The organism is Acidobacteriota bacterium (assembly GCA_009838525.1).
Taxonomy (GTDB): domain Bacteria; phylum Acidobacteriota; class Vicinamibacteria; order Vicinamibacterales; family UBA8438; genus VXRJ01.
On sequence record VXRJ01000018.1, the window covers coordinates 821,111 to 842,351 of the forward strand.

Genomic DNA, 21,241 nt, shown 5'->3' on the forward strand with positions numbered 1-21,241 from the left:
CGTGCAACATGAGCGGTACGGAGCGCCCCCTGCGCATCGCGCTGGTCGCGCCAGTGGCCCAGCGGATTCCGCCGGAACGTTCCGGCTCCATCGAATCGGTCACTGCCCTGCTGGCGGCGGGGCTGGTGGCGCGCGGCCACGACGTGACGCTCTACGCCGCCGGCTCGTCCAATACCCCGGCTGCGCTGCACGCCACCTTTCTCCGTGGCTACCACGAGGACGACGCGCTCTGGCCATGGGAGCTGTGCGAGCTGTTCAACATAGCCGCGGCGGTCGAACCGGCGAAATCCGGGGACCGCTTCGATCTTATTCACGCCCAGGCGGAGTACGCGCCGATCGCCCTCGCGTTCACCCGCCTCGCGCCCGTCCCGATCATCCAGACCGTCCACCACTGGCCGACCGACCCCGAGGTGGCTCTCTGGTCCCGGTACCCCGAGGCGCCGTTCATCGCCGTCTCGCAGGCACAGGCGCGGCGGCTGCGGGGCCTGAATGTCGCCGGAGTCATCCACCATGCGGTCGACGTCGACGCGCTGCCGTTCCGCGCAACCCCCGACGACTACGTGCTGTTCCTCGGACGGTTCACGGAAGGCAAGGGCGTGCTCGACGCGATCGCGATCGCCCGGCAGGCCGGCCAGCGGCTGATCCTGGCCGCCGCGGAGAACGACTACTACCGCGATCAGGTTGCGCCTCACGTCGACGGCGAGCATGTCCTCTATCGGGGCGAAGTCGATCGCGCCGGCGCCGCGGCCCTGCTCGGTGGCGCGCGCGCCCTGCTCTACCCCGTCACCTCGGACGAGCCCTTCGGCCTCGTCGTCGCCGAGGCGATGGCCTGCGGCACGCCGGTCGCCGCTCTCCACCGTGGCGCCGTACCGGAACTGATAGACAGCGGCGTGACCGGCATCATCGCGCGGACGCCAGCGCAGCTTGCCGACGCGCTCCCTGCCATCCTGGTGTTCGATCGCGGGCGCGTGCGCGAGCGTGCCATCGAGCGGTTTCATCCCGACAGGATGGTGGACCGCTACCTCGGGCACTACACCAGGCTCGCGTTCGACGGGGTGCGGCAATGACGGCGCATGAACTCAGTGGCCGATCACTGATGACGTTCTTTGCGCACCCGGACGACGAATCTCTCGCGGCAGGCGGACTGATCGCGTCGTGCGCCGCGGCGGGTTCGACGGTGACTCTGGTCGTGGCAACCCGGGGTGAGGCGGGACCGGGCCGGGAGGGCGCGAAGCTCGCCGCGGTGCGAACCCGCGAGATGGAAGCGGCGGCGCGCGTTCTCGGCGCATCCGAGCTGGTCTGGCTCGACTACCCGGATGGCCTGCTACCGTCCGCGGACGCGGGACAGCTGGAAGGCGACATCGCTCGGACGGTGGCGGCGCGCCGGCCGGAGCAATTGGTGACTTTCGATCGCGACGGGCTCTACTGGCATCCGGATCATGTGGCCCTCCACGAGCGGGTCACCGCGGCAATCGAGGAGCTGGGCGACGATGCGCCGGGCCTTTGGTACGTGACCATGCCGCACGGAGCGATGCGAGCCGTGGCCGATCATGCGGCGGCAAGGGGAAGGTCCCGCGCACCGATTCTCGGCGTCGACGATCCGGACGCGTTCGGCGCGGAGGCGCCGGCGGCAACCATCACGCTCGACGTCAGGCGGCATGCGGCACGGAAGCTCGCCGCGCTTGCCTGCCACGCCACGCAGTTCCACGGCTCCGCGCTTGCCGCGATCGCACCGGCCGAGGCGGTGTCCCTGCTCGGCCGTGAACAGTACCGGTGTGCCCACGCCGTACGATCCCAGGCATGCACCTGAAGGCGCTTCGGCAACTTCGCTGTCCGTTCTGCGGGACGCGGTTCACGGTCGTCTCGAACCGCGCCCTCCTGGTGGAGGCGGAGAGCATCGTGGAGGGCGTCATCTGGTGCGAATGCAGCGCATTTCCGGTGGTTGCCGGCATACCCGTGGTGATCGCGGACGATGCGACCCGAGACGCCATGCACGCGCTGGAGGCAGGGCACCGCACCCGGGCGCTATGGATGCTGCTCGGCCTTTCGGACGACGCGGCGCGGACGGAAGCGTTCCGCCGCCTGACGGACCCCGAACGGGCGCCGACCTACCGCGAACTGCTCCCGATCCTGTCGCGCGATGCGGAAGCGGACTGTTTTCTTTATCGTTTTTCCGACCCGACATTCCTGACCGCCGAAGCCCTCCTGGACGCCATCGCGCACGACCGCCCATCGCGCGGCCGGGCCCTCGACATCTGCGGCGGATCCGGTCATCTGACACGGGTTCTGATGCGGCAGCCGGGCAACGAAGGCGTTGTCCTAGCGGATCTCGTCTTCTGGAAACTCTGGCTCGCTTCCCGGATCACGACGCCCGGATGCGTGGCTGTCTGCTGCGACGCAAACAGCCCCCTGCCGTTCGACGACGCACAGTTCGATACCGTCCTCCTGAGCGACGCGTTCCCCTACATCTGGCAGAAACGGATGCTGGCGCGCGAGATGCAGCGAGTGGCGTCGCCCGACGGGGTTATCGTCCTGCCCCACCTCCACAACGCGCTGGGCGAGAACTACACTGCTGGTGACGGCCTGACGCCCGCGGCGTATCGCGACCTCTTCCTGCCGTTCAAACCACGATTGTTCGACGACCGGCCGATGGTGGACAGCGTCGTCGACCGTCGAATTGTCGATCTGACCGCCGATGTGGAGCCCGGCGAGCTGGCCGAGACGCCGTCGGTCACGCTGGTCGCCAGCCGCACCGCTGGCGTTTTCCGCCGCCGTAGCGTGCCCGATCAGCTTGACGTATGCGGCACATTGAGAATCAACCCGCTCTACCGGGCGGAACCGGCCGGTGACAACCGCCTGCGCTTGACGCTCCGGTTCCCGACGCCCGAGTACGAGGACGAGTTCAGACTCTTGAAGCGCTACCTGCCGCTGGAGACTACCGTGGACGCCAACCTCGGCGGACGCATCGGCCCGAAGACATTCGGCGACGACTACGCCCGTCTCCGTCGAAGCCGCGTGCTGCTCGACGTTCCCCAGAACTACTGCTAGTCTCGCCCAGGCGTCGAAGGCGCGCCGGATCAAGGCGCCGTGACGACGATTCCGCGCGGCTGACACCGCTCGAAATCCCCCAGGTTGTACGTGAGGATGCGATCTGCTGACGTTCTCTCGGCGCAACAGACGTGCAGTGCGTCGTAGACCGCGCCGCTCGCCAGGCCCGGCTCCGCTGCACGGCGGAGAGCTGCGCTGTAGTCATCCGCGGTGAGCGGTACCGCCGTCACTCTTACGCAGATCGTCTCCTCAATGAGCATGCGGGCCTCATTGGGCAGAACGCGGCGGGCCAGCGGTAGCGCAGTCAGTGTCGCATAGCATTCGGCCAGCGCATGCGTCGAGCAGAATCCCCTGTGGGGCGGCGCCGTGTAGCGCAGCAGAGCCTCGAGCGCCGCTTCGTGGTTGGCGAGCTGGTCGACGACCGCCGGCACCAGCACCGACGTGTCGAAGAGCACGCGCACCTACCGGCGGCCTTCCCTTATGGTCCGCCGGCTCCGCGCGTCTCTCTCCGCGCGAATGAATGCCGCGACGTCGACAGTCGCGCGCGTCCCACCATGATGGACCAGAACCCCTTTCTTGGTCACAAGCGCCGGCGCGGAGTCGACCTTGCGCAACTGCAGGCATTCTCCGTCCAGATCGATCTCCAGCGCGGTGCCGGCCAACAGGTTCAACTGCTCGCGGAATGGCTTTGGGACGACGACGCGCCCGGCGGAGTCAATGGTAATTACCATGGCATGATGGTATTGCAGATGGTCCAAACCGTCAACGTGGTAGGAATGACGCGCGTTGACGCGGGGCGGGAGCCACGGGGGCCGCCGTCATCCTTCGCCGAAGGCGTCGAGCAGGATGGGCAGCAGGCCGTGCATGGTCGCGACGGTCGCCGCGCCCGGGTCGAGGCCGGCACGGAAGCGGCGGCTCTCAAGACGCTGAAGCAGCGCGCTCCGTCCGGCAATCACGTGGACCGGGACGTTCCACGACGCGCCGGCCCCGCTCACCAGCGACGGAGGCTGGTGGTCCCCCACCAGGATCAGGACCAGGTCGCGATCGGCGCGCAACTTGAGGTAACCGCCGATCGTGGCGTAGGCGTATCGGAGCGCCTGCACGTAGCTCGGTCCCAGGTTCATCCAGTCGGGCTGCTCCGACCACGCGCGGTCGAGCACGTCGGCGTCGTACGGCCGCGGTGTCAACACACGCTTCCAGTCCGCCTGATAGGGCGGGGCCGGCGTGAACGGAGCGTGGGTGCTTATGGTCGAAAAGAAAACAAAACGTGGCGTGCGCGTGGCAGGCGCGATCTCGTGGCGATCGAGCATGGCGAGCGCGTACTGGTCCGTGACCGACCACCACCCGAACGGGGGCCCCTTGTAGCCAAGACGGTCGTAGTCGTACACGTCGTCGTAACCGTAAAACGCCCCCTCCGGCCAGGCGACGAGCATCCCGGGGACCAGCGCTACCGCGTGATAGCCGCCGCGCTGAAAGAGCGTCACGAGCGTATCGCGCTCCTGGGCAAGCAGCCGTGCGTTCGTCCGGTTGTCGCGCACCTCGGTGCCGGAGAGCAGGCTGAGGTGCGCGAGCCACGACTCCCCGCCGAACGTCGGCGACTCGACCAAGGCCGAAACGACCCGGCGGCCGGTCGCCTCGATGTTCTCGGCCAACTGGCTGCGGCCGGCGGCGAGTGGCTCCACCAGCGTCGGGACTTCCCAACTGACCGCACCGTACGATTCCATGAAGATCACGAAAACGTCCGCGCCGGCTACCCGCGTGAGGTCGGACTCGATTGACGGCGGCGGACCGAGCGCCTCGAGACCCGCGCCACTCGCTTCGTAAGCCACTTCGTATGCCTCGCGGGCATACGCCGGGGCCACGGGATCGGCGAAGTGGAGCCGGTCCGCCACGCGCCAGCCGATCGCCTGCTCCGCCCCCCAGAGCGTCAGGGCCAAGCCAGCCGCGGCACCGAGCCAGCGCCGCATCGACGGATCGCCGGCGGCGCGCGCCAGACGTCCCAGGCACACGCGCGACGCCAGGTACAGCACCAGCGGCGCTCCGATCACCACCGCGACTCCGGCCGCGACCGCCCACGACTCCGCCACTCGCGTGAACATCGCACCGACGCTCGGCATGTGTTGGACGTCCCAGTAGAGGTTGACGTCCCGCCCGTACAGCCCCTCGGTCGTGACGCCGACGTAACGGCCTGCGATGAGCAGCATCCAGACGGCCGCCAGCGTTCGCAGCAGGCGCCGGGATGCTGTTCGTCCCCGCCATTGCCACCCGATCAGGCCAAGCGCGACGATCGCCAGCTCGACCGACAGCGTGGCGGCCGGACGGACCGACAGCGTCGGCCAGACATGCTCGAACGTCACGGAGAGATTGAGCAGGACGAGCGAGACGACCAGCGCGATCCAGGCCACCCGGCGCCCTTCTACCGCGTCACGCTGTACGGCAGGCCCCGGCCACCGACGGCCAGGGCAAGCAGACTGCCGATCACCGGGGGTCCGTAGCCGTTCGTGAGATAGCCGGCGGTGAAGATCAGACCGCTCGCGAAATGAAAATTGAGGATCATGGCCAAGGCCAGCAAGGCGGTCAGACGAACCCGGAACCCGACCATGAGGGCAGCACCGGCCAGCATCTCGGCGATCGGCACGACGCGGGAAAAAACGGGGGCGCCGGGAATGGCGACGGTCTCCAGGTACCACAGACTGGCGCCGGACGTGAGCTCCCGCCAGAAGGACAGCTCCTGCAGCAGCGGGCCCGTGTCGCTCAACCACGGCACCTTGTCGTTGCCCATCAGCACCAGAAAAAGGCCGATGATCAACGACAGCGTCCGCAAGCCGAACGCGCCAGCCTGGCTGCTCTCGCGCCTGCCTCCAAGGCGGTAGAGTCCCTGTGGCACTACGCCCATTGTAACCGTCAGGACTTTCGCCCAGAATCGACATATGGCCTCTCTCGCCAGCCGCCTCCACCGGACGTGGGGCATGGGACGCTCGCTGGTCGTCTACCACGGAATTCCGGGACGCCAGCGGCGGTTGCGCCGGCTCTACCGATGTTTCGTCAAACCCGGCCAACTGGCGTTCGACCTCGGCGCCCATGTCGGCAATCGGACCCGTGCTCTGCGCGCCCTCGGGTGCCGCGTGGTTGCCGTCGAACCGCAGCCCGACTGCGCCCGGCTGCTCCGGTCGTGCTTCGACGATTCGGATCGGCGCAAGCGCGGCCGAAGAGTGCACACGCATCCCGCGATCGGCCATGTCGCAGTCCTCGAGATGGCGGTCGGCGCCTCCTCGGGGCCGGTGTCGCTGGCGATCAGCGAACGTCATCCCACCCTCACGACCACGTCGGCGGCCTGGCTGGAGACTCGGGGAGCCGATCCGCTGTTTGCGCGAATCCGCTGGAACAGACACACCACGGTAGAAGCGACGACACTCGATCTCCTGATTCAGAGGTTCGGCCTCCCCTCCTTCGTGAAGATCGACGTGGAGGGATCGGAATCGGAAGTCCTGGCGGGGCTCACGCAGCCGGTCCCCGGCCTCTCGTTCGAGTTTCTTCCCTCCGCGCTGGCCGACGTCCGGCTCTGCGTCAAGCGCCTGGAAGCGCTCGGACGCTATGGCTACAACTGGTCGTCCGGCGAGTCGTACAAGCTGGCGTCGGCCGACTGGCTGACCGGCAAGGAACTGATGGACGCGCTCGAGAGCGCCGACGCCCAGCGCCGCTCGGGCGACGTCTACGCCGTCCTGGGAGATCGGTGACACCCGTCCCGCGCTTCGACACCGGCGCCGTCCGCCGGTACTACGACCGTCACACGGCCCGCTTTCTCTCCTGGGGCCAGGGGGGAAGCGTCGGCGCCATCCACCGCGCTGTCTGGGGACCGGGAGTCGCGACGCGCGAGCAGGCGTTCCGGTACGTCGAAGACCGGATCGCCGACCAGTTGCCGGCATTGGCGTCACCTGACGGCAGCGTCACCGTGATCGACCTCGGGTGCGGCGTCGGCGCAACCCTCTGCTCGCTGGCGGAACGCCTGCCGGCGCTCCGCGGACTTGGCGTGACCCTCAGTCCGGTGCAGGCGCAGGAGGCCCAGGCGCGAGTTGAACGGCAGGGCCTCGTGGATCGGGTCCGGTGTATCGAGGGTGACTTCTGTGATCTCTCACTCGACCTGTCAGTGCCGGCGCCGGACCGACACCCGCGCGTAGATCTCATCTACGCCATCGAGTCGTTCGTCCACGGGACGAATCCCGCCTTCTTCTTCATCCAGTGCGCCCGGCGACTCCGCCCCGGCGGGCGCGTCATCATTTGCGACGACATGCTCCGGCCGGACGGGCATGCTCCCGGCGCGAGGCGAGCGATCGAGCGTTTCCAGCGCGGTTGGCGGATCAACACGCTGATCGACCGTGAGGAACTGCGGAAGCTGGCGGGCGGCGGCGGCTTCGCGCACGAGTCGACAATCGACCTCACGCCGCACCTGGAGCTGCGCCGCCCCCGCGACCGGGGTATCACCTTCATGGCCAACGTGGTCCGATGGCTGCCGCTCGACGGCCCACTCGGCCACCTGACCGGCGGCGCCGCGCTTGGCCGTTGCCTGCAACGCGGCTGGATCGCCTACGATCTCGCCCACTTCCGACGTCGCGATGACTGATTCACCCTCGAGATCGTGGGCACGGATGCCACCACGTGACCGGCGCGCCCTGGCCAGGCGCGATCCGGTGGCCATCCTGCCGCTCGGCGCCACGGAACAGCATGGTCCACACCTGCCGCTTACGACTGACAACGACATCAACCGCGGCCTCCTGGAACGCGCCCTCGCCAGGATTCCGCCCGACCTGCCGATCACCGTCTGCGAACCGGTCGACATCGGCGCCAGCGACGAGCATCTCGACGACCCGAACGCAGGGAGTTCCGGTCAGGGGACGGTGTCGATCGGCGCCGATGGCATGAAGTCCCGGATCCTGCGGGAAGGAAGGAAGCTCGCCCGCGCCGGCGTCCGGCGACTCGTTCTTCACAACAGCCACGGCGGAAACCGCCACGCCATGGAAATCGCGGCGCTTGACCTCCGTCGCCGCCAGCGGATGCTGGTGGTCTCGGCGAGCTGGTTCCGTTTCGGCCGGCCGCACGACGTCGATCTCCCGGAGTCCGAGTGGCGCCACGGGCTGCACGGAGGCGCCGTCGAGACCGCCATGATGCTGCATCTCCACCCCGACCGCGTCCGGACCCGGTGGATTCGGCGCTTCGCGTCTATCGGTGAGGAACTCGCGCAGGCGGGTTCGACGATCGGCCCCGAGGCGGCGGCGCCGTTCGCGTGGATGGCTTGGGACCTGAACCCGAACGGCGTCGTCGGCGACGCGACGCTCGCCACTCCCGTGCTGGGGCGGCGGCTCGTCGAGTACTACGGGGGCACGCTGGCCGCGGTCATTCGCGACGCCAGGGCGTTTCCGCTCGACCGTCTGGTGTAACCGGCGGCACCGATGCCCTGTGGGCCGGTGTTGACCGTTTCGGCGGAATGGCGGCGTCGGCGCCCGCCAGCATGTCGTGCAGCCAGTGGCCGGCCCGTTCCACCTTCGCCTTGACGTAGGGCTCGTTGTGAGGGTTGAGCGTGCCGTAGAGCGGCATCCGGCCCGCCACGTCGATGCCCGCCTCGCCCAGCGCAGTTACCTTGCCGGGGTTGTTTGTCAGCAGTTGAACCCGTTTCACACCCAGCACGCGAAGCATGTCGATTGCCGCGGAGTACTGCCGCTCGTCGGCGCCGAAGCCGAGCGTGCCGTCGGCGTCGATCGTATCGAGCCCTTCCTCCTGTAGCCGATACGCGCGCAGCTTGTTCGCCAGGCCGATGCCGCGCCCCTCCTGCGACATGTACAGAAGCACGCCGCCGCCCTGCTGGGCAAAGTAGCGGAGCGCTCCCCGCAGCTGCTCGCCGCAATCGCACCTGAGACTGCCGAACAAATCGCCCGTCAGGCAGGCGGAATGGATCCGCACCGGTGTTGGATCGGGCCACGACTCAGGTGCTCCGAAGAGAATCGCGACATGGTCGAGCAGGCCGTGCGACTCGCGGAAGATGACGAAGCGGGCATCCTCCGCCTCCGCGAGGGGGACCGGTCCGTCGCTGACACGCGTCACGTGGACGCTCCCGGCGGACGTGAGCACGTCGATCTGATCAGTCGTCACGGAGAGGGCCACGCCTCGATCAATCGCCTGCCGCAGCGGCTCCGAAGTGCCGGGGTCGGCCGTCACGCTCACCACGGCGGGCAGCAGGCGACCGACACGCACCAGGCGCAGGGCGCCCGTCTCGATGGACGATGCGGCACGACAGTCGAATTCGTCCTGACCGAACACGCCTCGCGAAGTCGCCAGGTGGACAATCTGATCCGCGTTCTCGCCGTTGAGGGCCAGACTGATCGGCGCCGCCCCCGTCGCCCTGACCTGCCGCTCCCCGTCCAGCGGGGCTGTCGACAGGCCCATCGAGGCCGCCCGCTCCCCGGTGACGGCGAGACGAACCGGTCCCTGGCGCCGCAGCGCTTTCAGCGCCGAGCCCGCCAGACCGTCGACGGCGGCGATCAGCGCGCCCGGTTCCGGCGCGGCCACACCGTTGGACGGGCCGACGTAGATCGGACGTCCCTGCCGGAGGTCGAACAGACCACGTTCAGCTTCGTACATGACGAACGTTCGCTACTGTACCCTCAGTCGGAGCCATCGTGCGTACCCCACAAGAGCCTACACCGCCTCTCGACCGCACGCTGGCCTGGCGCCTTGTTCGAACCGCCGGCCCGGGCGCAGGCGCCGCTAGACGTATCTATCATGATTCGGCGCCCTCGGTGTGGCTGCAAACCCTTCCCAGCGGCGGATGGAAAACGTCACATCCGCCAACCGACGAAGCGCGGCTGATACTGGACCTGTTCCTGCCGCTGCAACTCCGGCCGGATCTGATCGTGGTCCAGGCCGGCCAAAGTCTGGACGGTCGGATCGCCACCGAAGCGGGGCACTCTCACTACATCACCGGGCCGGAGGACATCCGACGGCTCCACCGGCTTCGGTCGCTGGTCGACGCGGTCGTCGTGGGCGCCGGTACGGTCGCCAGCGACAACCCTCGCCTGACGGTCCGGGAAGTGGATGGAGACAATCCCGCGCGGGTCGCCATCGACCCGGACGGGCGACTCGATCCGGCCTGTCATCTCTTGGCCGACGGCGCCGCGCCCACTCTGGTCGTCCGCCGTGACGGCGCCGCCGGGAGCGCCCTCCCCGGCGTCGAGACCATCACCCTGCCCGCCGATGCCAACAACCGCATCGATCCCCGGGCAATAGCGCAGGCGCTTCGCGCACGGGGCTTCCGGCGGCTGTTGATCGAAGGAGGCGGACTGACCGTGTCCCGTTTTCTGGACGCCGGCATCGTCGACCGGCTCCATGTCACCGTCGCCCCGCTGCTGATCGGCTCCGGACGTCCGGCCTTCACCCTTGCGCCGATTGCGACGCTGGATGAGGCTCTGCGGCCCCCATCCCGTACCTTCCGGCTCGGAAACGACGTTCTGTTCGATCTGGATCTGGGCTCCGGCGGCACGCCCTGACCGGCGCGGCTCACCGCTCTCGACGCTACGCGAGGTTTCACCACGGCTCCTCAATCCGGGGGAAGAGCGAGAAAGTCCGTGTGACCGACAATCAGCCGGAACTGGCCGCGGGCGATTGTGCGCGAACGGCGCGCGGCCCAGGCTCGAACCCGCTCCTCCTCGCCCGTCTGTTCGATAGCCGCCTCGACCCAGCCATCGAACAGCAGGCGGACGACCGCCATGTCGTCGGGGCCAAGCTGCCACGGACTCCGGAACAGCCAGGCGCGGTAGCCGGATCCCCGGAAGAGCATCTCGGCGTGCAATCCCGCCATGGGACCGAGCGCGCGGCCGAACCCCTTGTCACGCCGCTGGTGTTCGTTCACCGCGCGCCGGATCCAGCCATCGTCGACGTCGTCCGATTCGTCGTGGACCACCCACTCCAGGATGCCGTCGTAGTTGAGCGCAAACAGCACCGCGGCGCTTGTCGCGCGGCACGTGTCGACAACCGCGGCAAGCCAGTCCTTCGACACGAGATCGAGCAGCGCCGACGCCGTCACCAGGTGGGCGCCCGTCGCACGGGCCACCTCCAGTCCTGCGCTCGCCAGGTTCCCGGTCAACGTGGCCAGGCGCAGGTCGGGCACCCCCTCGGGCGGCCTCGCGCGCGCCAGCAACTCATGATCGTGATCGAACAGTGTCCATTGCTGCGGCCCGGGCAATCGGGGCGCGAGGTATCGCAGATTCGATCCGGTGCCGCTGCCGAGATCGATGATGTTCGACCAGCCATGCTTCGCCCAGGCCGGCGCCAGCAGTTGCATGACCGCCTTCGCCCTCGACTGGTGATCGAGCGGCTCTCGCATGGCCAGCCAGTCGGCCTCGAACCGTTCCTTCGTCAATCCTCTCCTCCGTGCTAGCGCGCCTTTGCGGGCGCGCGGGCGCCAAGCTCCTGGACCGCCGTTTGCGGCGCCAGCTCCAGCAGACATCGTTCGAAAACGGCGACCGCCGCGTCCCAGTCCGGCAGCGCGGCGGCATGACGTCGCGCCGCCGCCGCGAGCGTGGCACGCCGTCCGTCGTCACTCAGCAACGTCTCCAGCGCAACCGCCAGGGCCTGTTCGTCCCCCGGCGTGACCAGCAGTGCTGCATCGGCCGGCGCTGTGTGGGGAATCGCGCCGCCCGTCGTGCTGACGATCGGCAATCCGCGCGCCAGCGCTTCCGCCAGCACCATGCCGTACCCTTCGTAGTGCGATGGCAGGACGAAGATCGAACTGCGGCCGTACAAAGCGTCGAGTGCCGCGTCGTCGCACTCCCCCACGAATCGGATCCTCTCGTCCAGACCCGTCTGGACAACCGCCGCCATCACTTTCCGGACGAACGCCGTCTTCCGGTCGAGTGCCCCGGCGCAGATGCAGGTCCACGGGCGATGCCGCAGGCGTGCGAGGGACTGCACGAGGATGTCATGCCCTTTTCGCGGAGTCACCGAGGCGACTACCAGCAACATGGGCGGATAGCCGGCAACCGGTCCCCTGGCTGGCGCCGACGGATCCGTTCCCGGACGGACAACCCGCAGATGGGCCGGATCGACGCGATACCTCTCTGTCAGCGTCCGTGCAGTAAACGCGCTGGTCACGATCACGCCCCGCACGGCGGCCAGCCCACGCATTTCCAGCGTCGCCAGCCGCGCGCTGACCGCGGGGTCGAGTCCCGTCTCCTCGGCGACCGGATGGTGCACGAGCGCGACGATGCGCAACCGTTCCCCATGCTCGGCGACCGGCTCCGGCAGTCCCGCCATCGCGAGTCCGTCGATGACGACAAGCGCCTCGTCAGGCTGCGCGCAGAGCGCCGCGGCCAGGCTGTCTCGGGCGCTATCGTCCGGATCCGGAAACCTCCCCCGCAGACCCACGCGATCGATCCGCCAGCCGCGCAGCTCGAGGCCATCCAGCATGCGGTTGTCGTAGCGGTAGCCACCCGTCCGTTGTCGAAGCGGGGACGGCGCCAGCAGGCACAATCGCCGGCCGGTCGGTCTGGCGCGACCGGCCTCGCCTCCGACGCATGCCGCAGCACGCGGTCCGCTCACACAGTCCCCTCGTAACTGCCCCAGGCGACGTGCGACTCGTGCAGCGTCACCTTGATCCTGGTGGCTCCCTCGCCGGCCTCCCCCAGATCGCCCGCCCGGGCGGCCTTCGCCAGCCGGTCGAAGATCGTCTTTGCCAGCACCTCCGTCGATGTGTTGCCGCCCGAGAACGCGACCTCCTCGTCCAGGTTGCGATAGTTGAACTCCGCGAGAATCGCGCGCAGTACGTCCGCGGCGCGGCCGATGTCGACAACGATGCCGTCCGGGTCGAGATCCGGACGGGCGAACGTCGCGTCGACAACGTAGGTAGCGCCATGCAGTCGCTGCGCGGGGCCGAACTGCTCACCCCGGAAGCTGTGCGCAATCATGAAGTGGTCGCGGACGTTCAGGCTGTACATCGGTCTAACCCCCAGGATTTCAGGCGCCGTTGCCGTAGCGGATGCGGTGGCAGAGCGTATCATCCGGCGCGGCGCTCAGCCTCGCCATGACGCGCGGCACTTCCTCGAAGGGACTCTCGTGGGTGATGAGCGCATCGAATCGACCGTCGGCAAGGAGCGAGAGGGCGAATCGCAGGCGCCGTTCGCGCGTCCACTCGGCGGCGCGACGCGGCGGGACGCGTCCCACCTGGCTGCTCCGGATCGTCAGACGCCGCACGTGAAACGCCTCGCCGAGCGGAAGCGTCACCTCGCGCGCCCCGTACCAGCTTGCCTCGACAATGGTCCCTTCCATCGCCGCCACGTCGAGCGCCGCCCGTAGGCCCCCCGGTGCGCCGCTTGCGTGGATCACGAGATCCGCCGTCGCCGCCGGCGGCGGATCCGGACGCCACTGCAGACCCAGCGCATCGGCGACCGACTCGCGGGACCGGTTCGGATCGACCACCGTCACCGACGTCGCCGCGACGTCCCGGCAGCGCGCGGCGGCAAGCAGGCCGACCACGCCGCCGCCAATCACGACGATCCGGCTGCCCACCACCGGAGCCGCGTCCCAGGCGATGTTGACCGCCGTCTCCATGTTGGCGGCGAGCACGGCGCGCTCGGCCGGCACGTCATCCGGCACCGGATGGACGGCGGCCGCCGGCACGAGGTAGCGATCCTGGTGCGGATACAGGGAGAACACCGTGCGCCCCGCCAGCGTCTCCGGCCCCTCCTCCACGACGCCGACACTGCTGTAGCCGGACGTCACCGGCCCCGGATAGTCCCCCTGCTGAAACGGCGCGCGCATGGCCTCGTACTGCGACGGCGGCACGGCGCCCCGAAAGACCAGCGTCTCCGTGCCGCGGCTGATCCCGCTGTAGCGCGCGCGGACCAGCACCGCGTCTTCTTGCCTCGGCGGCAGATCGACGCGCACAATCTTCCCATGGCCCGGGTGGCTGACCACGAACTGCCGGGCGGTGCCGGTGACGGCCATCCGCGCAGTATGGAGCCGAGGCCGCGCGTAGTCCAGAAGGCGCCCCGTCAGTCCAGCAGCCTCCGCCGGGCCGGCGAAGACCTCCTGACCGGGCTGGCGCCGCTCCTGGCGGGCGCCCTTGGCGTCTGGTACGCGTTCGGGCTCCCGCTGATCTACTTCGCCGACGTCCTGGGACTGTACGGGCTGCTGGCGGGCCTGCTGGTCTATACGCTGCCGACCCGCCTGCCGCTCCCGGGCATTGGCCCCGCCAACCGCGTCACCCTGTTCCGCGCAACCCTGCTTCTGCCGGTCTGCGCCCTGGCGCTCCACTCATCGTTAGCGGAGGCCAACGTCCGCTGGTGGATCATCGTCGTCGGCACCATCGTCATGGTGCTGGACGCGGTCGACGGCCAGGTGGCTCGCCGGAGCGGCGGGAGCACCCGGTTCGGCGCCCGCTTCGACATGGAGCTGGACGCCTTCCTACTGCTGGCGCTTTCCGTACTGGTCTGGCGGTCCGGCCAGACAGGTCCCTGGGTGATCCTGATCGGTCTGCTCCGGTACCTCTTCGTCGCGGCCGGCTGGATCTGGCGCGACCTGACAGGGGAGCTCCCCGAAAGCTACCGGCGCAAAACGGTATGCGTAGTGCAGGGTGTGGTCCTCCTGACCTGTCTGGGCCCGATCATCCCGGCCACCATGGCCGCAACGATTGCCGCCCTCGCGCTCGCCCTGTTGATCTGGTCGTTCGGCGTCGATGTCCGTTGGCTCCGGACGGCTTCTCGTCGCCTGGCCGTCATTGCCGCCGTCTTCGTCGCCACCGGCTGCGGCCCCGCATGGCTCTCGAACGAGACGCGGCTGACCGTCGACGAACTGACGGAGCGCGCCGAACAAGGCGACAACGGTGCGCTGTTCGATCTCGGGACGCGTTTTCACGCCGCGGACGGCGTGCAGCGCGACAACATCACGGCCTACATGTGGTACGCGCTCGCCGAGGAATTCCTGACGACGGAGGAGCGCTACGAGGCGGCACGCATGCAGCTTGTGCTTGACCCCGACATGTTCCGGCACGAGATCGACGAGGCGCACCGGCTCGCCCGGCTGTGGAAGGCGGAGTATCGGCCAGCGGCGCGCTGACCACGGGTCATGCGCGCACCACGTGCACGATTCGACCGAGGAAACGGGAATGCTCGCGGACCTGGCGCGTCCGCCAGGTCATCACGCCGCACGCTCTTGCGCGGAACCTCCGTCCGGGTCCATGATGGCGGAGTCCGTACGAGAGCAACGAGGAGGCTGAAATGCGCTGTCGACATCCATTCACGGCGTTGCTGGCAATCGTCGTGCTGGCCCCGGTCGCCGCGGAAGCCCAGACGCTCCGGACCGCGTGGGGCGACCCGGACCTCCAGGGCATCTGGGACTTTCGCACCATCACCCCGCTGGAGCGCCCCGAGGATCTCGGGGACAAGGCGTTCCTGACCGTCGAAGAGGCGGCTGCCGCCGAACAGGAAGCGATCCAGCGGGATATCGACCTCTGGGAGGCGGAGGCTCGCCGCACCGAGGCGGGTGGCAACGTCGGCGCCTACAACAACTTCTGGATGGACCGCGGGACGACGCCAATCGAGACGCGGCGCACATCGCTGATCGTCTATCCTCCCAACGGCCGGTTCCCGGAACTCTCCGCGATTGGGGCGGAGAGAGCTGCCGCACGGCGCGCCCACATGGAAGCGCATCCGGCCGACTCCTACACCGACCGCAACACGTCGGACCGGTGCATCGTCGGCTTCAACGCAGGCCCGCCCATCACGCCGCTCGCCTACAACCAGAACATGCAGCTCTTCCAGACCCCGGACCACGCGGTGATCTACACCGAGATGGTCCACACGCCACGGATCGTGCCGCTCGATGGCCGAACGCCCCTCGATCCGGCTATCCGGCTCTGGTCGGGCGACTCGCGGGGACGCTGGGAAGGCGACACGCTGGTCATCGAGACGGCCAACTTCAAGGCCGAGCGGGCCTGGATCCCCCTGACTTCGGGAGGGTCGGGAATGGCCTCGTCGGAAAACATGACTCTGGTGGAGCGGTTTACGCGCGTCGACGAGGGCACGCTGCATTACACGTTCACGGTGACCGATCCCGATACGTGGGTGACCGACTGGACGGCTTCGATGCCGATGAAGCGCACGGACGCACCGCTGTTCGAGTACGCCTGCCACGAAGGCAACTATTCGATGGAGGGCATCCTGTCGGGCCATCGGGCCGACGAGCGGGCGGCGGCCGAGGGGCAGTAGAGCGGGACGAGTTGGTCGGCGTCCGGGCGCGTCAGCGCTCCTCGGCCCGCGCGCCTCCCAGCATGTTGACCATCGCCGTCCCGTTCCCCTCGTGGCACGCGTACTCGTACATCACGTAGTTGTCGTCCCGCGACAGCGTGATGCCCGCCTTCCAGGGCGTTACCCAGGTCTCGGGATCGTTGACGAACGCCTCGTACTCGAGCGTGTCGGCGTCGTGAAGCGTGAACCGTTCGGTGACCCGTAGCGCGTCGGTGTGGGCGTGGCCCCGGATGGCGCTCTTGTCGGTGAAGTTGGACGTCTCCACGACCAGTGCGTTTCCTTCCCACCGTCCGTAGGATCTTCCCATCCAGAGCCGGATGCCCGGATCGTCCGGCGGCTCCGCGTCCAGCGGGATGACGCGCACGTCGTGGATCATCTCGTACCGGATAATCACGTATCCCGGAACCTGCAGGATCTGGTAGGCGTTGTTGTAGAGGGACGGGAACGTCGAGGCCGGAACCCCGCGCGTGATGCACCGCACCCAGGGGTCCAGGTAGACGTAGGAATCGAACGTCCTCCGGCAGACCTCGTCGATGCGCCGACTGCCCCCCTCCGTCAGGGGTGGCAGCCGACCGTTCACCGGCTCGGCAATCAGGCTCGGCCGGACCGACGGCCTGCCCGTGGCCGTCTCAAACCAGTGCTCGGGAGGTCCGATCCCCGCGCCGTCCGGTTCCGGCAGCGGCTCGTCGGAGGGGATGCAGGTGCCGGTTCCGCCCAACAGCCGGGCCGGCCGCGTGCCGGGAGGAGGCGGCGCCTCCAGCGAGAACCCCTCGCCGAGGTCGAAGTTCGTCCAGATGCCCTGCAGGTCCAGGTCGCCCCAGGGGGTCCGCGGCGCCGTCCAGGCGCCACCCGAGCCCGCCGACTGCGCCCACGCCTCCGGCTTGCCACCGATAGCCGCGGCGGCGCCCACCACGCCGGCCGCCGCCAACGCCAGAACGCCGCCGAACGCAAAGAGTCGTTTCGACATCAGAACCTCCACAGGTTTAGCATGCCGAGGTTGGCGCCCGCTTGCAACCACCGATCGGGCGTTATGATGTCCTTAGGCCATGAAGACGAACGGCCCCTACAGAATCCCTCCCGCAAACGCGCTGATGGCCTTCGACAGCGCTGCGCGTCACGCCAATTTCACCTTGGCGGCGCGCGAGCTCGGCACCTCGCAGGCCGCCGTGAGCCGCCAGATTGCCAAGCTGGAGACCTGGCTGTCGGCGCGCCTGTTTGAGCGCTCGCGCGCCGGGGCGACCTTGACCGACGCCGGAAAACGCTTCCACAGCGGCGTGGCAGCCGGTCTGGCGGCCATTCACGACGGCGCCACCGAGGCGGCCGAGCTGTCCCAGACCCAACAGGTCGTCATTGCCTGCTCGCACGACGCATCCCACTTCTTCCTCATGCCGCACTACGACACCCTTCGGCGGTTACTCGGGAAAGACGTGCGAATCCGCATCCTCACGTACCATCCATCCGTTGGGAGGCTCGTGTCCGACCCTTCAGTCGACATCGTGCTGACCTGGAATGCGGCGGACGCAGACCCCGCGCACGACGCGATTGGAATCAGGGAAGCAGTCCGACCCGTCTGCTCGCGCACCTACGCCTCCACCCACGCGCAGATCCTCGCCGGGCCCGTTGCCGGCTGGAGTGGGCTGACGTTCCTCGACCTGGTGGGATTCAACGAGGGCTGGGCGACCTGGGAGGACTGGTTCGCGGTCGCCGGGAACCCGAACGGGACGCCGCGCCGCGTAGAATTCGACTACTACACCTACGTGCTCGAAGCGGCCGCCGCGGGACATGGCATCGCGCTGGCCTGGCGGCATCAGATAAGGCGGTCAATCCAGAGCGGCTCATTGGTCGCGCTCGGCAAGGGGTTCGTCGAAACCGGGAACCGTTTCTTCGGGGCACTCACGGAGAAGGGTCGCCGCAAGCCAATCGCGCGCACCTGCCTCGCGCTCCTGAACCGGCCGGAATAGAATCTCCAATACAGGCGCATGGTTCCGTCGAGGTGGATCGTGGCAATCGCTGCAGCACTGCTCATGGTGCTGGCGCCGGTTGGCCTCGCCCTCCACGAGCACGACGCCGGCTCGGAGCACGACGGTCACGCGGACTGTGATGCGTGTCACTTCCGCGTTCTGTCTGTGATCGCCGCGGACGGCGCGCCCGCGCCGATCGCACCGGAGCTCGTTGCGCACACCGTCGTGCCCGCCCCTGCGGCCGGCAGGTTGCACCTCGCTCTCGGGCTCCGTCCCACGCGCGGCCCACCAGCGTAGCCCCCTCGTCGCGCTCGCCCGCGACGTCCTGGTTTCGCATTCGCATCGGGCGAGCACGCTCCGTTTCGCCCCGACCGTCCAATGGCCGTGTTCGGCAAGGAAGAACCTAGTGCCTGCGCCAAGAGCGCAGGCGGATGCGAGGGAAGCGTGATGTCAACGCAAACGACGTATCGGCTCGCGCCGGGTGCCTCACGAGGTTGGCTCAAGCACTTTGAGCTGTCGTGGCGAGCATTGTGGCGCACGCCCTCGTTCACCGTTCCCGCCGTGGTGACGATCGCCCTGGGGATTGGGGCTGCGACGGCGGTGTTCAGCCTGGTCTACGCGATACTCCTCCGTCCATTTCCTTATCCGGACGCGGACCGCCTGGTGCGAGTGTTCACCGTAGCGGAGAGCGAGCAGGGGGCGGAGAGGAACTCCTCGCTGCTCGATATCGAAGAGTACAACCGACGTTCGAGTCTTCTGGAGAACATCGGCGGGTACACCGTTTTCGATTCGCAGATCGAGGGCGACGGTTCGGCGGAGGCCGTCGTCATCGCGCAGTTGAACCAGGAGGCCATGCACGCGGTGGGAGTGCAACCCGTACTGGGGCGGCTCTTCACCGCGGAGGAAGACCGCAAGGGCGGACCGGTGAACAAGGCGCTGCTCGGCTTTGGGCTGTGGCAACGTCGTTACGGCGGTGCGCCCGACGCGCTGGGGAAGATGATCCGGCTGCCCCTGGGCGAGTTCGAAGTGGTCGGGGTGATGCCCGCGGGATACGGGTACCCGGACCGGGCGACGCTGTGGCTCACGATGGAGAGCTGGTACGCGCTGGGGCTGGAGAGCTATCGCGAGAAGCAACGCGATCAGCGTTGGTACCCGACCGTGGCGCGCCTCGCGCAAGGAGCATCCCTCCAGCAGGCGCAGGACGAGATGGGCGCTGTGGCCCGGCAGCTCGCGACGGAATTTCCCACCACCAACCAGGACGTCGGTGTTCGTCTTGTGCCTCTGCGCGACGCCGAGGTGGGCGAGGTGCGCCCTTACCTGATGTTGTTGATCGGCGGCGTGTCGTTGGTTCTGCTGATCTGCCTCGTCAACGTTGCGAATCTGCTGCTCGCACGAGCCCTCACGCAGCGCAAGCAGTACGTGCTGCAAGCGGCGCTGGGGGCGGGGCGGTTCGAGCTGACGAAGGGACTCCTGGCCGAGAGCCTGCTGCTCGCCTCGGTCGGCGGGGTCGGCGGGGCTGTCATTGCGTGGGTGGCCGTCCGCGCGTTCCAGACCCTGCTTCCCGACTCGCTGCCCATGTGGATGCGCATCGCGGTTGACCCGCAGGTGCTGGCATTCTGCTTCGCGGCGACGGTGATCAGCGGGTTGGCGCTCGGGATCGCGCCTGCGGTAATGGGTTCGCGAGTCAACCTGACCGAGGCGCTGAAGGACGGGACGCGAGGGAGTTCGGGCGGTTCATGGCGGCGGTCCGCGCTCGTCGTGACGGAAGTGGCCGCCTCGCTGCTGCTGTTGCTGGGGGCGGGACTCTTGATGAAGACGTTCGTGCAAATGCAGAACGCGGATCACGGTTTCGAGGCCGAGAATCTCATCGTGGCGAACGTTCGCAACAATCTGTTGACGCAACAGGCGGAGCGCGCGGAACGAGCGGCGACGCTCGCGGCGTATCACGGGCGTGTGCTGGCGCAACTGCACGCCATACCCGGAGTCGACAGCGTGGCGGTCACCAACTCGCTCCCCTACGCGGGCGGGGAGTTGCGGCACGGGCGGCTTCGGGTCCAAGGCCGAGCGGAGGAGGAAACGCAGTTTCTGCTGCCAACGGCCGGAGCTGATGTCTCGTGGGACTACTTCGAAGCGATGCGGATTCCCCTGGTGGCAGGCCGGTTCTTCGAACGCACCGACGCGAGCGACAATGCTCCGGTGGTCATCGTCAACGAAGTCGGAGCAAGAGCGCTCTTTGGCGAGCGGAACCCGATCGGGCAGATGGTGCAGTGGGGAGACACGGTGGGGCCGGCGAACCCGTACTGCCGCGTCGTCGGAGTGGTGGGTGACGTCAAACATGGGGGCGCGGAGCGTGACGCAATCGAGCTGTACTACCCCTTCACGCAATGGCCGGTGGGCGGCGGCTACTACGTCCTGCGCACGCAACTGGATCAAGCCGGGATATCAAGGGCCATTCGAGCCGTGGTCTCAAGGGAGGACCAGAACGCGGCCATTGTTTCCATCCGGAGCATGACGGAACGCATCGACGGCGCGCTGTGGCAGCGCCGGCTATGGGGCGTTCTGTTCTCGGTGTTTGCGGCGTTGGCACTGCTGCTGGCCAGCGTCGGGCTGTACGGATTGCTGAGCTACTCCGTTTCGGTGCGCGCGCGGGACCTCGGGATCCGGTTGGCGCTCGGGGCAACACCAGCGGGCGTACGGGCCATGGTCGTTCGACGCGGAATGGCGTTGGTCCTGCTCGGACTCGGCATCGGGCTGGTGCTTTCGGTGGGAGCTCCCCGAACGATCGCGCACTTGCTGGTCGATGTTGCGGTGTTTGACTGGACTATCTACGCCTCGGTGGCCGGCTGTCTGGCCGCAGCCGGACTCCTGGCATCGCTATGGCCCGCCGTCCGCGCTTCGCGGCTCGACCCCGCACAGTCACTGAGGAGCGAATAGACCGAG

General features: G+C 68.2%; 21 protein-coding genes. 12 read left to right on the forward strand and 9 right to left on the reverse strand.

Annotation, left to right across the window (positions count from 1 at the left end):
- Positions 1-8 precede the first annotated feature (8 nt).
- Genes F4Y45_09490 through F4Y45_09500 form a run of 3 tightly spaced genes read left to right on the forward strand, consistent with a single transcriptional unit; the run spans position 9 to position 3,048 of the window.
- Positions 9-1,067 carry a glycosyltransferase family 4 protein gene (locus F4Y45_09490; protein MXY24741.1) on the forward strand — a complete coding sequence of 353 codons (1,059 nt, stop codon included), beginning with the start codon at positions 9-11 and terminating at the stop codon, positions 1,065-1,067.
- Positions 1,064-1,810: a PIG-L family deacetylase gene (locus tag F4Y45_09495; protein MXY24742.1), complete on the forward strand. Its 747-nt coding sequence runs from the start codon at positions 1,064-1,066 to the stop codon at positions 1,808-1,810. The genes F4Y45_09490 and F4Y45_09495 overlap by 4 nt, the downstream gene beginning before the upstream one ends.
- On the forward strand, positions 1,801-3,048 hold the full coding sequence (locus F4Y45_09500; protein MXY24743.1) for a class I SAM-dependent methyltransferase: 1,248 nt from the start codon (positions 1,801-1,803) through the stop codon (positions 3,046-3,048). The genes F4Y45_09495 and F4Y45_09500 overlap by 10 nt, the downstream gene beginning before the upstream one ends.
- A gap of 29 nt (positions 3,049-3,077) precedes the next feature.
- On the opposite strand, the gene F4Y45_09505 is transcribed toward F4Y45_09500, so the two are convergent.
- The 3 genes from F4Y45_09505 to F4Y45_09515 all read right to left on the reverse strand — a co-directional run bounded on the left by F4Y45_09505 (position 3,078) and on the right by F4Y45_09515 (position 5,978).
- On the reverse strand, positions 3,078-3,509 hold the full coding sequence (locus tag F4Y45_09505; GenBank protein MXY24744.1) for a type II toxin-antitoxin system VapC family toxin: 432 nt from the start codon (positions 3,507-3,509) through the stop codon (positions 3,078-3,080).
- A complete protein-coding gene (locus tag F4Y45_09510; GenBank protein MXY24745.1) occupies positions 3,510-3,779 on the reverse strand; it encodes an AbrB/MazE/SpoVT family DNA-binding domain-containing protein in 270 nt (89 codons plus the stop codon).
- Between the two features lie 87 nt (positions 3,780-3,866).
- A complete protein-coding gene (locus F4Y45_09515; protein ID MXY24746.1) occupies positions 3,867-5,978 on the reverse strand; it encodes a sulfatase-like hydrolase/transferase in 2,112 nt (703 codons plus the stop codon).
- On the opposite strand from F4Y45_09515, the gene F4Y45_09520 reads away from it, so the two are divergent.
- Genes F4Y45_09520 through F4Y45_09530 form a run of 3 tightly spaced genes read left to right on the forward strand, consistent with a single transcriptional unit; the run spans position 5,979 to position 8,483 of the window.
- Entirely contained in the window at positions 5,979-6,785 is an 807-nt protein-coding gene (locus F4Y45_09520; protein MXY24747.1) for an FkbM family methyltransferase, read from the forward strand. It begins immediately after the preceding gene.
- Positions 6,653-7,669, forward strand: coding sequence for a methyltransferase domain-containing protein (locus tag F4Y45_09525; protein ID MXY24748.1), 1,017 nt, complete (start codon positions 6,653-6,655; stop codon positions 7,667-7,669). The genes F4Y45_09520 and F4Y45_09525 overlap by 133 nt, the downstream gene beginning before the upstream one ends.
- Positions 7,662-8,483, forward strand: coding sequence for a creatininase family protein (locus F4Y45_09530; protein ID MXY24749.1), 822 nt, complete (start codon positions 7,662-7,664; stop codon positions 8,481-8,483). The genes F4Y45_09525 and F4Y45_09530 overlap by 8 nt, the downstream gene beginning before the upstream one ends.
- Here the strand turns inward: F4Y45_09530 and F4Y45_09535 are convergent.
- Positions 8,440-9,681: a GTP cyclohydrolase II gene (locus tag F4Y45_09535; GenBank protein MXY24750.1), complete on the reverse strand. Its 1,242-nt coding sequence runs from the start codon at positions 9,679-9,681 to the stop codon at positions 8,440-8,442. The two genes, F4Y45_09530 and F4Y45_09535, sit on opposite strands and share 44 nt — an antisense overlap.
- Before the next feature lie 35 nt (positions 9,682-9,716).
- Between F4Y45_09535 and F4Y45_09540 the strand changes: the two genes are divergently transcribed.
- A complete protein-coding gene (locus F4Y45_09540) occupies positions 9,717-10,586 on the forward strand; it encodes a RibD family protein (protein MXY24751.1) in 870 nt (289 codons plus the stop codon).
- A 50-nt stretch (positions 10,587-10,636) separates the two neighbouring features.
- On the opposite strand, the gene F4Y45_09545 is transcribed toward F4Y45_09540, so the two are convergent.
- The 4 genes from F4Y45_09545 to F4Y45_09560 form a co-directional block, all read right to left on the reverse strand.
- The gene (locus F4Y45_09545; protein ID MXY24752.1) at positions 10,637-11,458 is read right to left on the reverse strand and encodes a class I SAM-dependent methyltransferase; all 822 of its coding nucleotides are present in this window, start codon (positions 11,456-11,458) and stop codon (positions 10,637-10,639) included.
- Positions 11,459-11,472: 14 nt separating this feature from the next.
- A complete protein-coding gene (locus F4Y45_09550) occupies positions 11,473-12,504 on the reverse strand; it encodes a glycosyltransferase family 4 protein (GenBank protein MXY24753.1) in 1,032 nt (343 codons plus the stop codon).
- Positions 12,505-12,632: 128 nt separating this feature from the next.
- Positions 12,633-13,031 (reverse strand): 6-carboxytetrahydropterin synthase, encoded by a 399-nt coding sequence (locus F4Y45_09555; protein MXY24754.1) that lies wholly within the window; start codon positions 13,029-13,031, stop codon positions 12,633-12,635.
- Positions 13,032-13,050: 19 nt separating this feature from the next.
- On the reverse strand, positions 13,051-14,040 hold the full coding sequence (locus tag F4Y45_09560) for a zinc-binding alcohol dehydrogenase (GenBank protein ID MXY24755.1): 990 nt from the start codon (positions 14,038-14,040) through the stop codon (positions 13,051-13,053).
- Between the two features lie 9 nt (positions 14,041-14,049).
- Between F4Y45_09560 and F4Y45_09565 the strand changes: the two genes are divergently transcribed.
- Together F4Y45_09565 and F4Y45_09570 are read left to right on the forward strand one after the other, a co-directional pair.
- On the forward strand, positions 14,050-15,150 hold the full coding sequence (locus tag F4Y45_09565; protein MXY24756.1) for a CDP-alcohol phosphatidyltransferase family protein: 1,101 nt from the start codon (positions 14,050-14,052) through the stop codon (positions 15,148-15,150).
- A 161-nt stretch (positions 15,151-15,311) separates the two neighbouring features.
- The gene (locus tag F4Y45_09570) at positions 15,312-16,301 is read left to right on the forward strand and encodes a hypothetical protein (protein ID MXY24757.1); all 990 of its coding nucleotides are present in this window, start codon (positions 15,312-15,314) and stop codon (positions 16,299-16,301) included.
- A 31-nt stretch (positions 16,302-16,332) separates the two neighbouring features.
- Here the strand turns inward: F4Y45_09570 and F4Y45_09575 are convergent, their stop codons facing one another.
- The gene (locus F4Y45_09575) at positions 16,333-17,307 is read right to left on the reverse strand and encodes a hypothetical protein (GenBank protein ID MXY24758.1); all 975 of its coding nucleotides are present in this window, start codon (positions 17,305-17,307) and stop codon (positions 16,333-16,335) included.
- Positions 17,308-17,386: 79 nt separating this feature from the next.
- Between F4Y45_09575 and F4Y45_09580 the strand changes: the two genes are divergently transcribed.
- The 3 genes from F4Y45_09580 to F4Y45_09590 all read left to right on the forward strand — a co-directional run bounded on the left by F4Y45_09580 (position 17,387) and on the right by F4Y45_09590 (position 21,235).
- Positions 17,387-18,301: a LysR family transcriptional regulator gene (locus tag F4Y45_09580; protein ID MXY24759.1), complete on the forward strand. Its 915-nt coding sequence runs from the start codon at positions 17,387-17,389 to the stop codon at positions 18,299-18,301.
- A gap of 18 nt (positions 18,302-18,319) precedes the next feature.
- Positions 18,320-18,598, forward strand: coding sequence for a hypothetical protein (locus F4Y45_09585; protein MXY24760.1), 279 nt, complete (start codon positions 18,320-18,322; stop codon positions 18,596-18,598).
- An 81-nt stretch (positions 18,599-18,679) separates the two neighbouring features.
- Complete coding sequence (locus F4Y45_09590; GenBank protein ID MXY24761.1) at positions 18,680-21,235, forward strand: ABC transporter permease; 2,556 nt, start codon at positions 18,680-18,682, stop codon at positions 21,233-21,235.
- Positions 21,236-21,241 lie beyond the last annotated feature (6 nt).

What these genes read in the sequence shown, in the direction of transcription:
- F4Y45_09490 (MXY24741.1), top strand. Translation starts at nt 9, where the DNA reads ATGAGCGGTACGGAGCGCCCCCTGCGCATCGCGCTGGTCGCGCCAGTG.
- F4Y45_09495 (MXY24742.1), top strand. Translation starts at nt 1,064, where the DNA reads ATGACGGCGCATGAACTCAGTGGCCGATCACTGATGACGTTCTTTGCG.
- F4Y45_09500 (MXY24743.1), top strand. Translation starts at nt 1,801, where the DNA reads ATGCACCTGAAGGCGCTTCGGCAACTTCGCTGTCCGTTCTGCGGGACG.
- F4Y45_09510 (MXY24745.1), bottom strand. Translation starts at nt 3,779, where the DNA reads ATGGTAATTACCATTGACTCCGCCGGGCGCGTCGTCGTCCCAAAGCCA.
- F4Y45_09515 (MXY24746.1), bottom strand. Translation starts at nt 5,978, where the DNA reads ATGTCGATTCTGGGCGAAAGTCCTGACGGTTACAATGGGCGTAGTGCC.
- F4Y45_09520 (MXY24747.1), top strand. Translation starts at nt 5,979, where the DNA reads ATGGCCTCTCTCGCCAGCCGCCTCCACCGGACGTGGGGCATGGGACGC.
- F4Y45_09530 (MXY24749.1), top strand. Translation starts at nt 7,662, where the DNA reads ATGACTGATTCACCCTCGAGATCGTGGGCACGGATGCCACCACGTGAC.
- F4Y45_09535 (MXY24750.1), bottom strand. Translation starts at nt 9,681, where the DNA reads ATGTACGAAGCTGAACGTGGTCTGTTCGACCTCCGGCAGGGACGTCCG.
- F4Y45_09550 (MXY24753.1), bottom strand. Translation starts at nt 12,504, where the DNA reads ATGCTGGATGGCCTCGAGCTGCGCGGCTGGCGGATCGATCGCGTGGGT.
- F4Y45_09555 (MXY24754.1), bottom strand. Translation starts at nt 13,031, where the DNA reads ATGTACAGCCTGAACGTCCGCGACCACTTCATGATTGCGCACAGCTTC.
- F4Y45_09560 (MXY24755.1), bottom strand. Translation starts at nt 14,040, where the DNA reads ATGGCCGTCACCGGCACCGCCCGGCAGTTCGTGGTCAGCCACCCGGGC.
- F4Y45_09565 (MXY24756.1), top strand. Translation starts at nt 14,050, where the DNA reads ATGGAGCCGAGGCCGCGCGTAGTCCAGAAGGCGCCCCGTCAGTCCAGC.
- F4Y45_09570 (MXY24757.1), top strand. Translation starts at nt 15,312, where the DNA reads ATGCGCTGTCGACATCCATTCACGGCGTTGCTGGCAATCGTCGTGCTG.
- F4Y45_09575 (MXY24758.1), bottom strand. Translation starts at nt 17,307, where the DNA reads ATGTCGAAACGACTCTTTGCGTTCGGCGGCGTTCTGGCGTTGGCGGCG.
- F4Y45_09580 (MXY24759.1), top strand. Translation starts at nt 17,387, where the DNA reads ATGAAGACGAACGGCCCCTACAGAATCCCTCCCGCAAACGCGCTGATG.
- F4Y45_09585 (MXY24760.1), top strand. Translation starts at nt 18,320, where the DNA reads ATGGTTCCGTCGAGGTGGATCGTGGCAATCGCTGCAGCACTGCTCATG.
- F4Y45_09590 (MXY24761.1), top strand. Translation starts at nt 18,680, where the DNA reads ATGGCCGTGTTCGGCAAGGAAGAACCTAGTGCCTGCGCCAAGAGCGCA.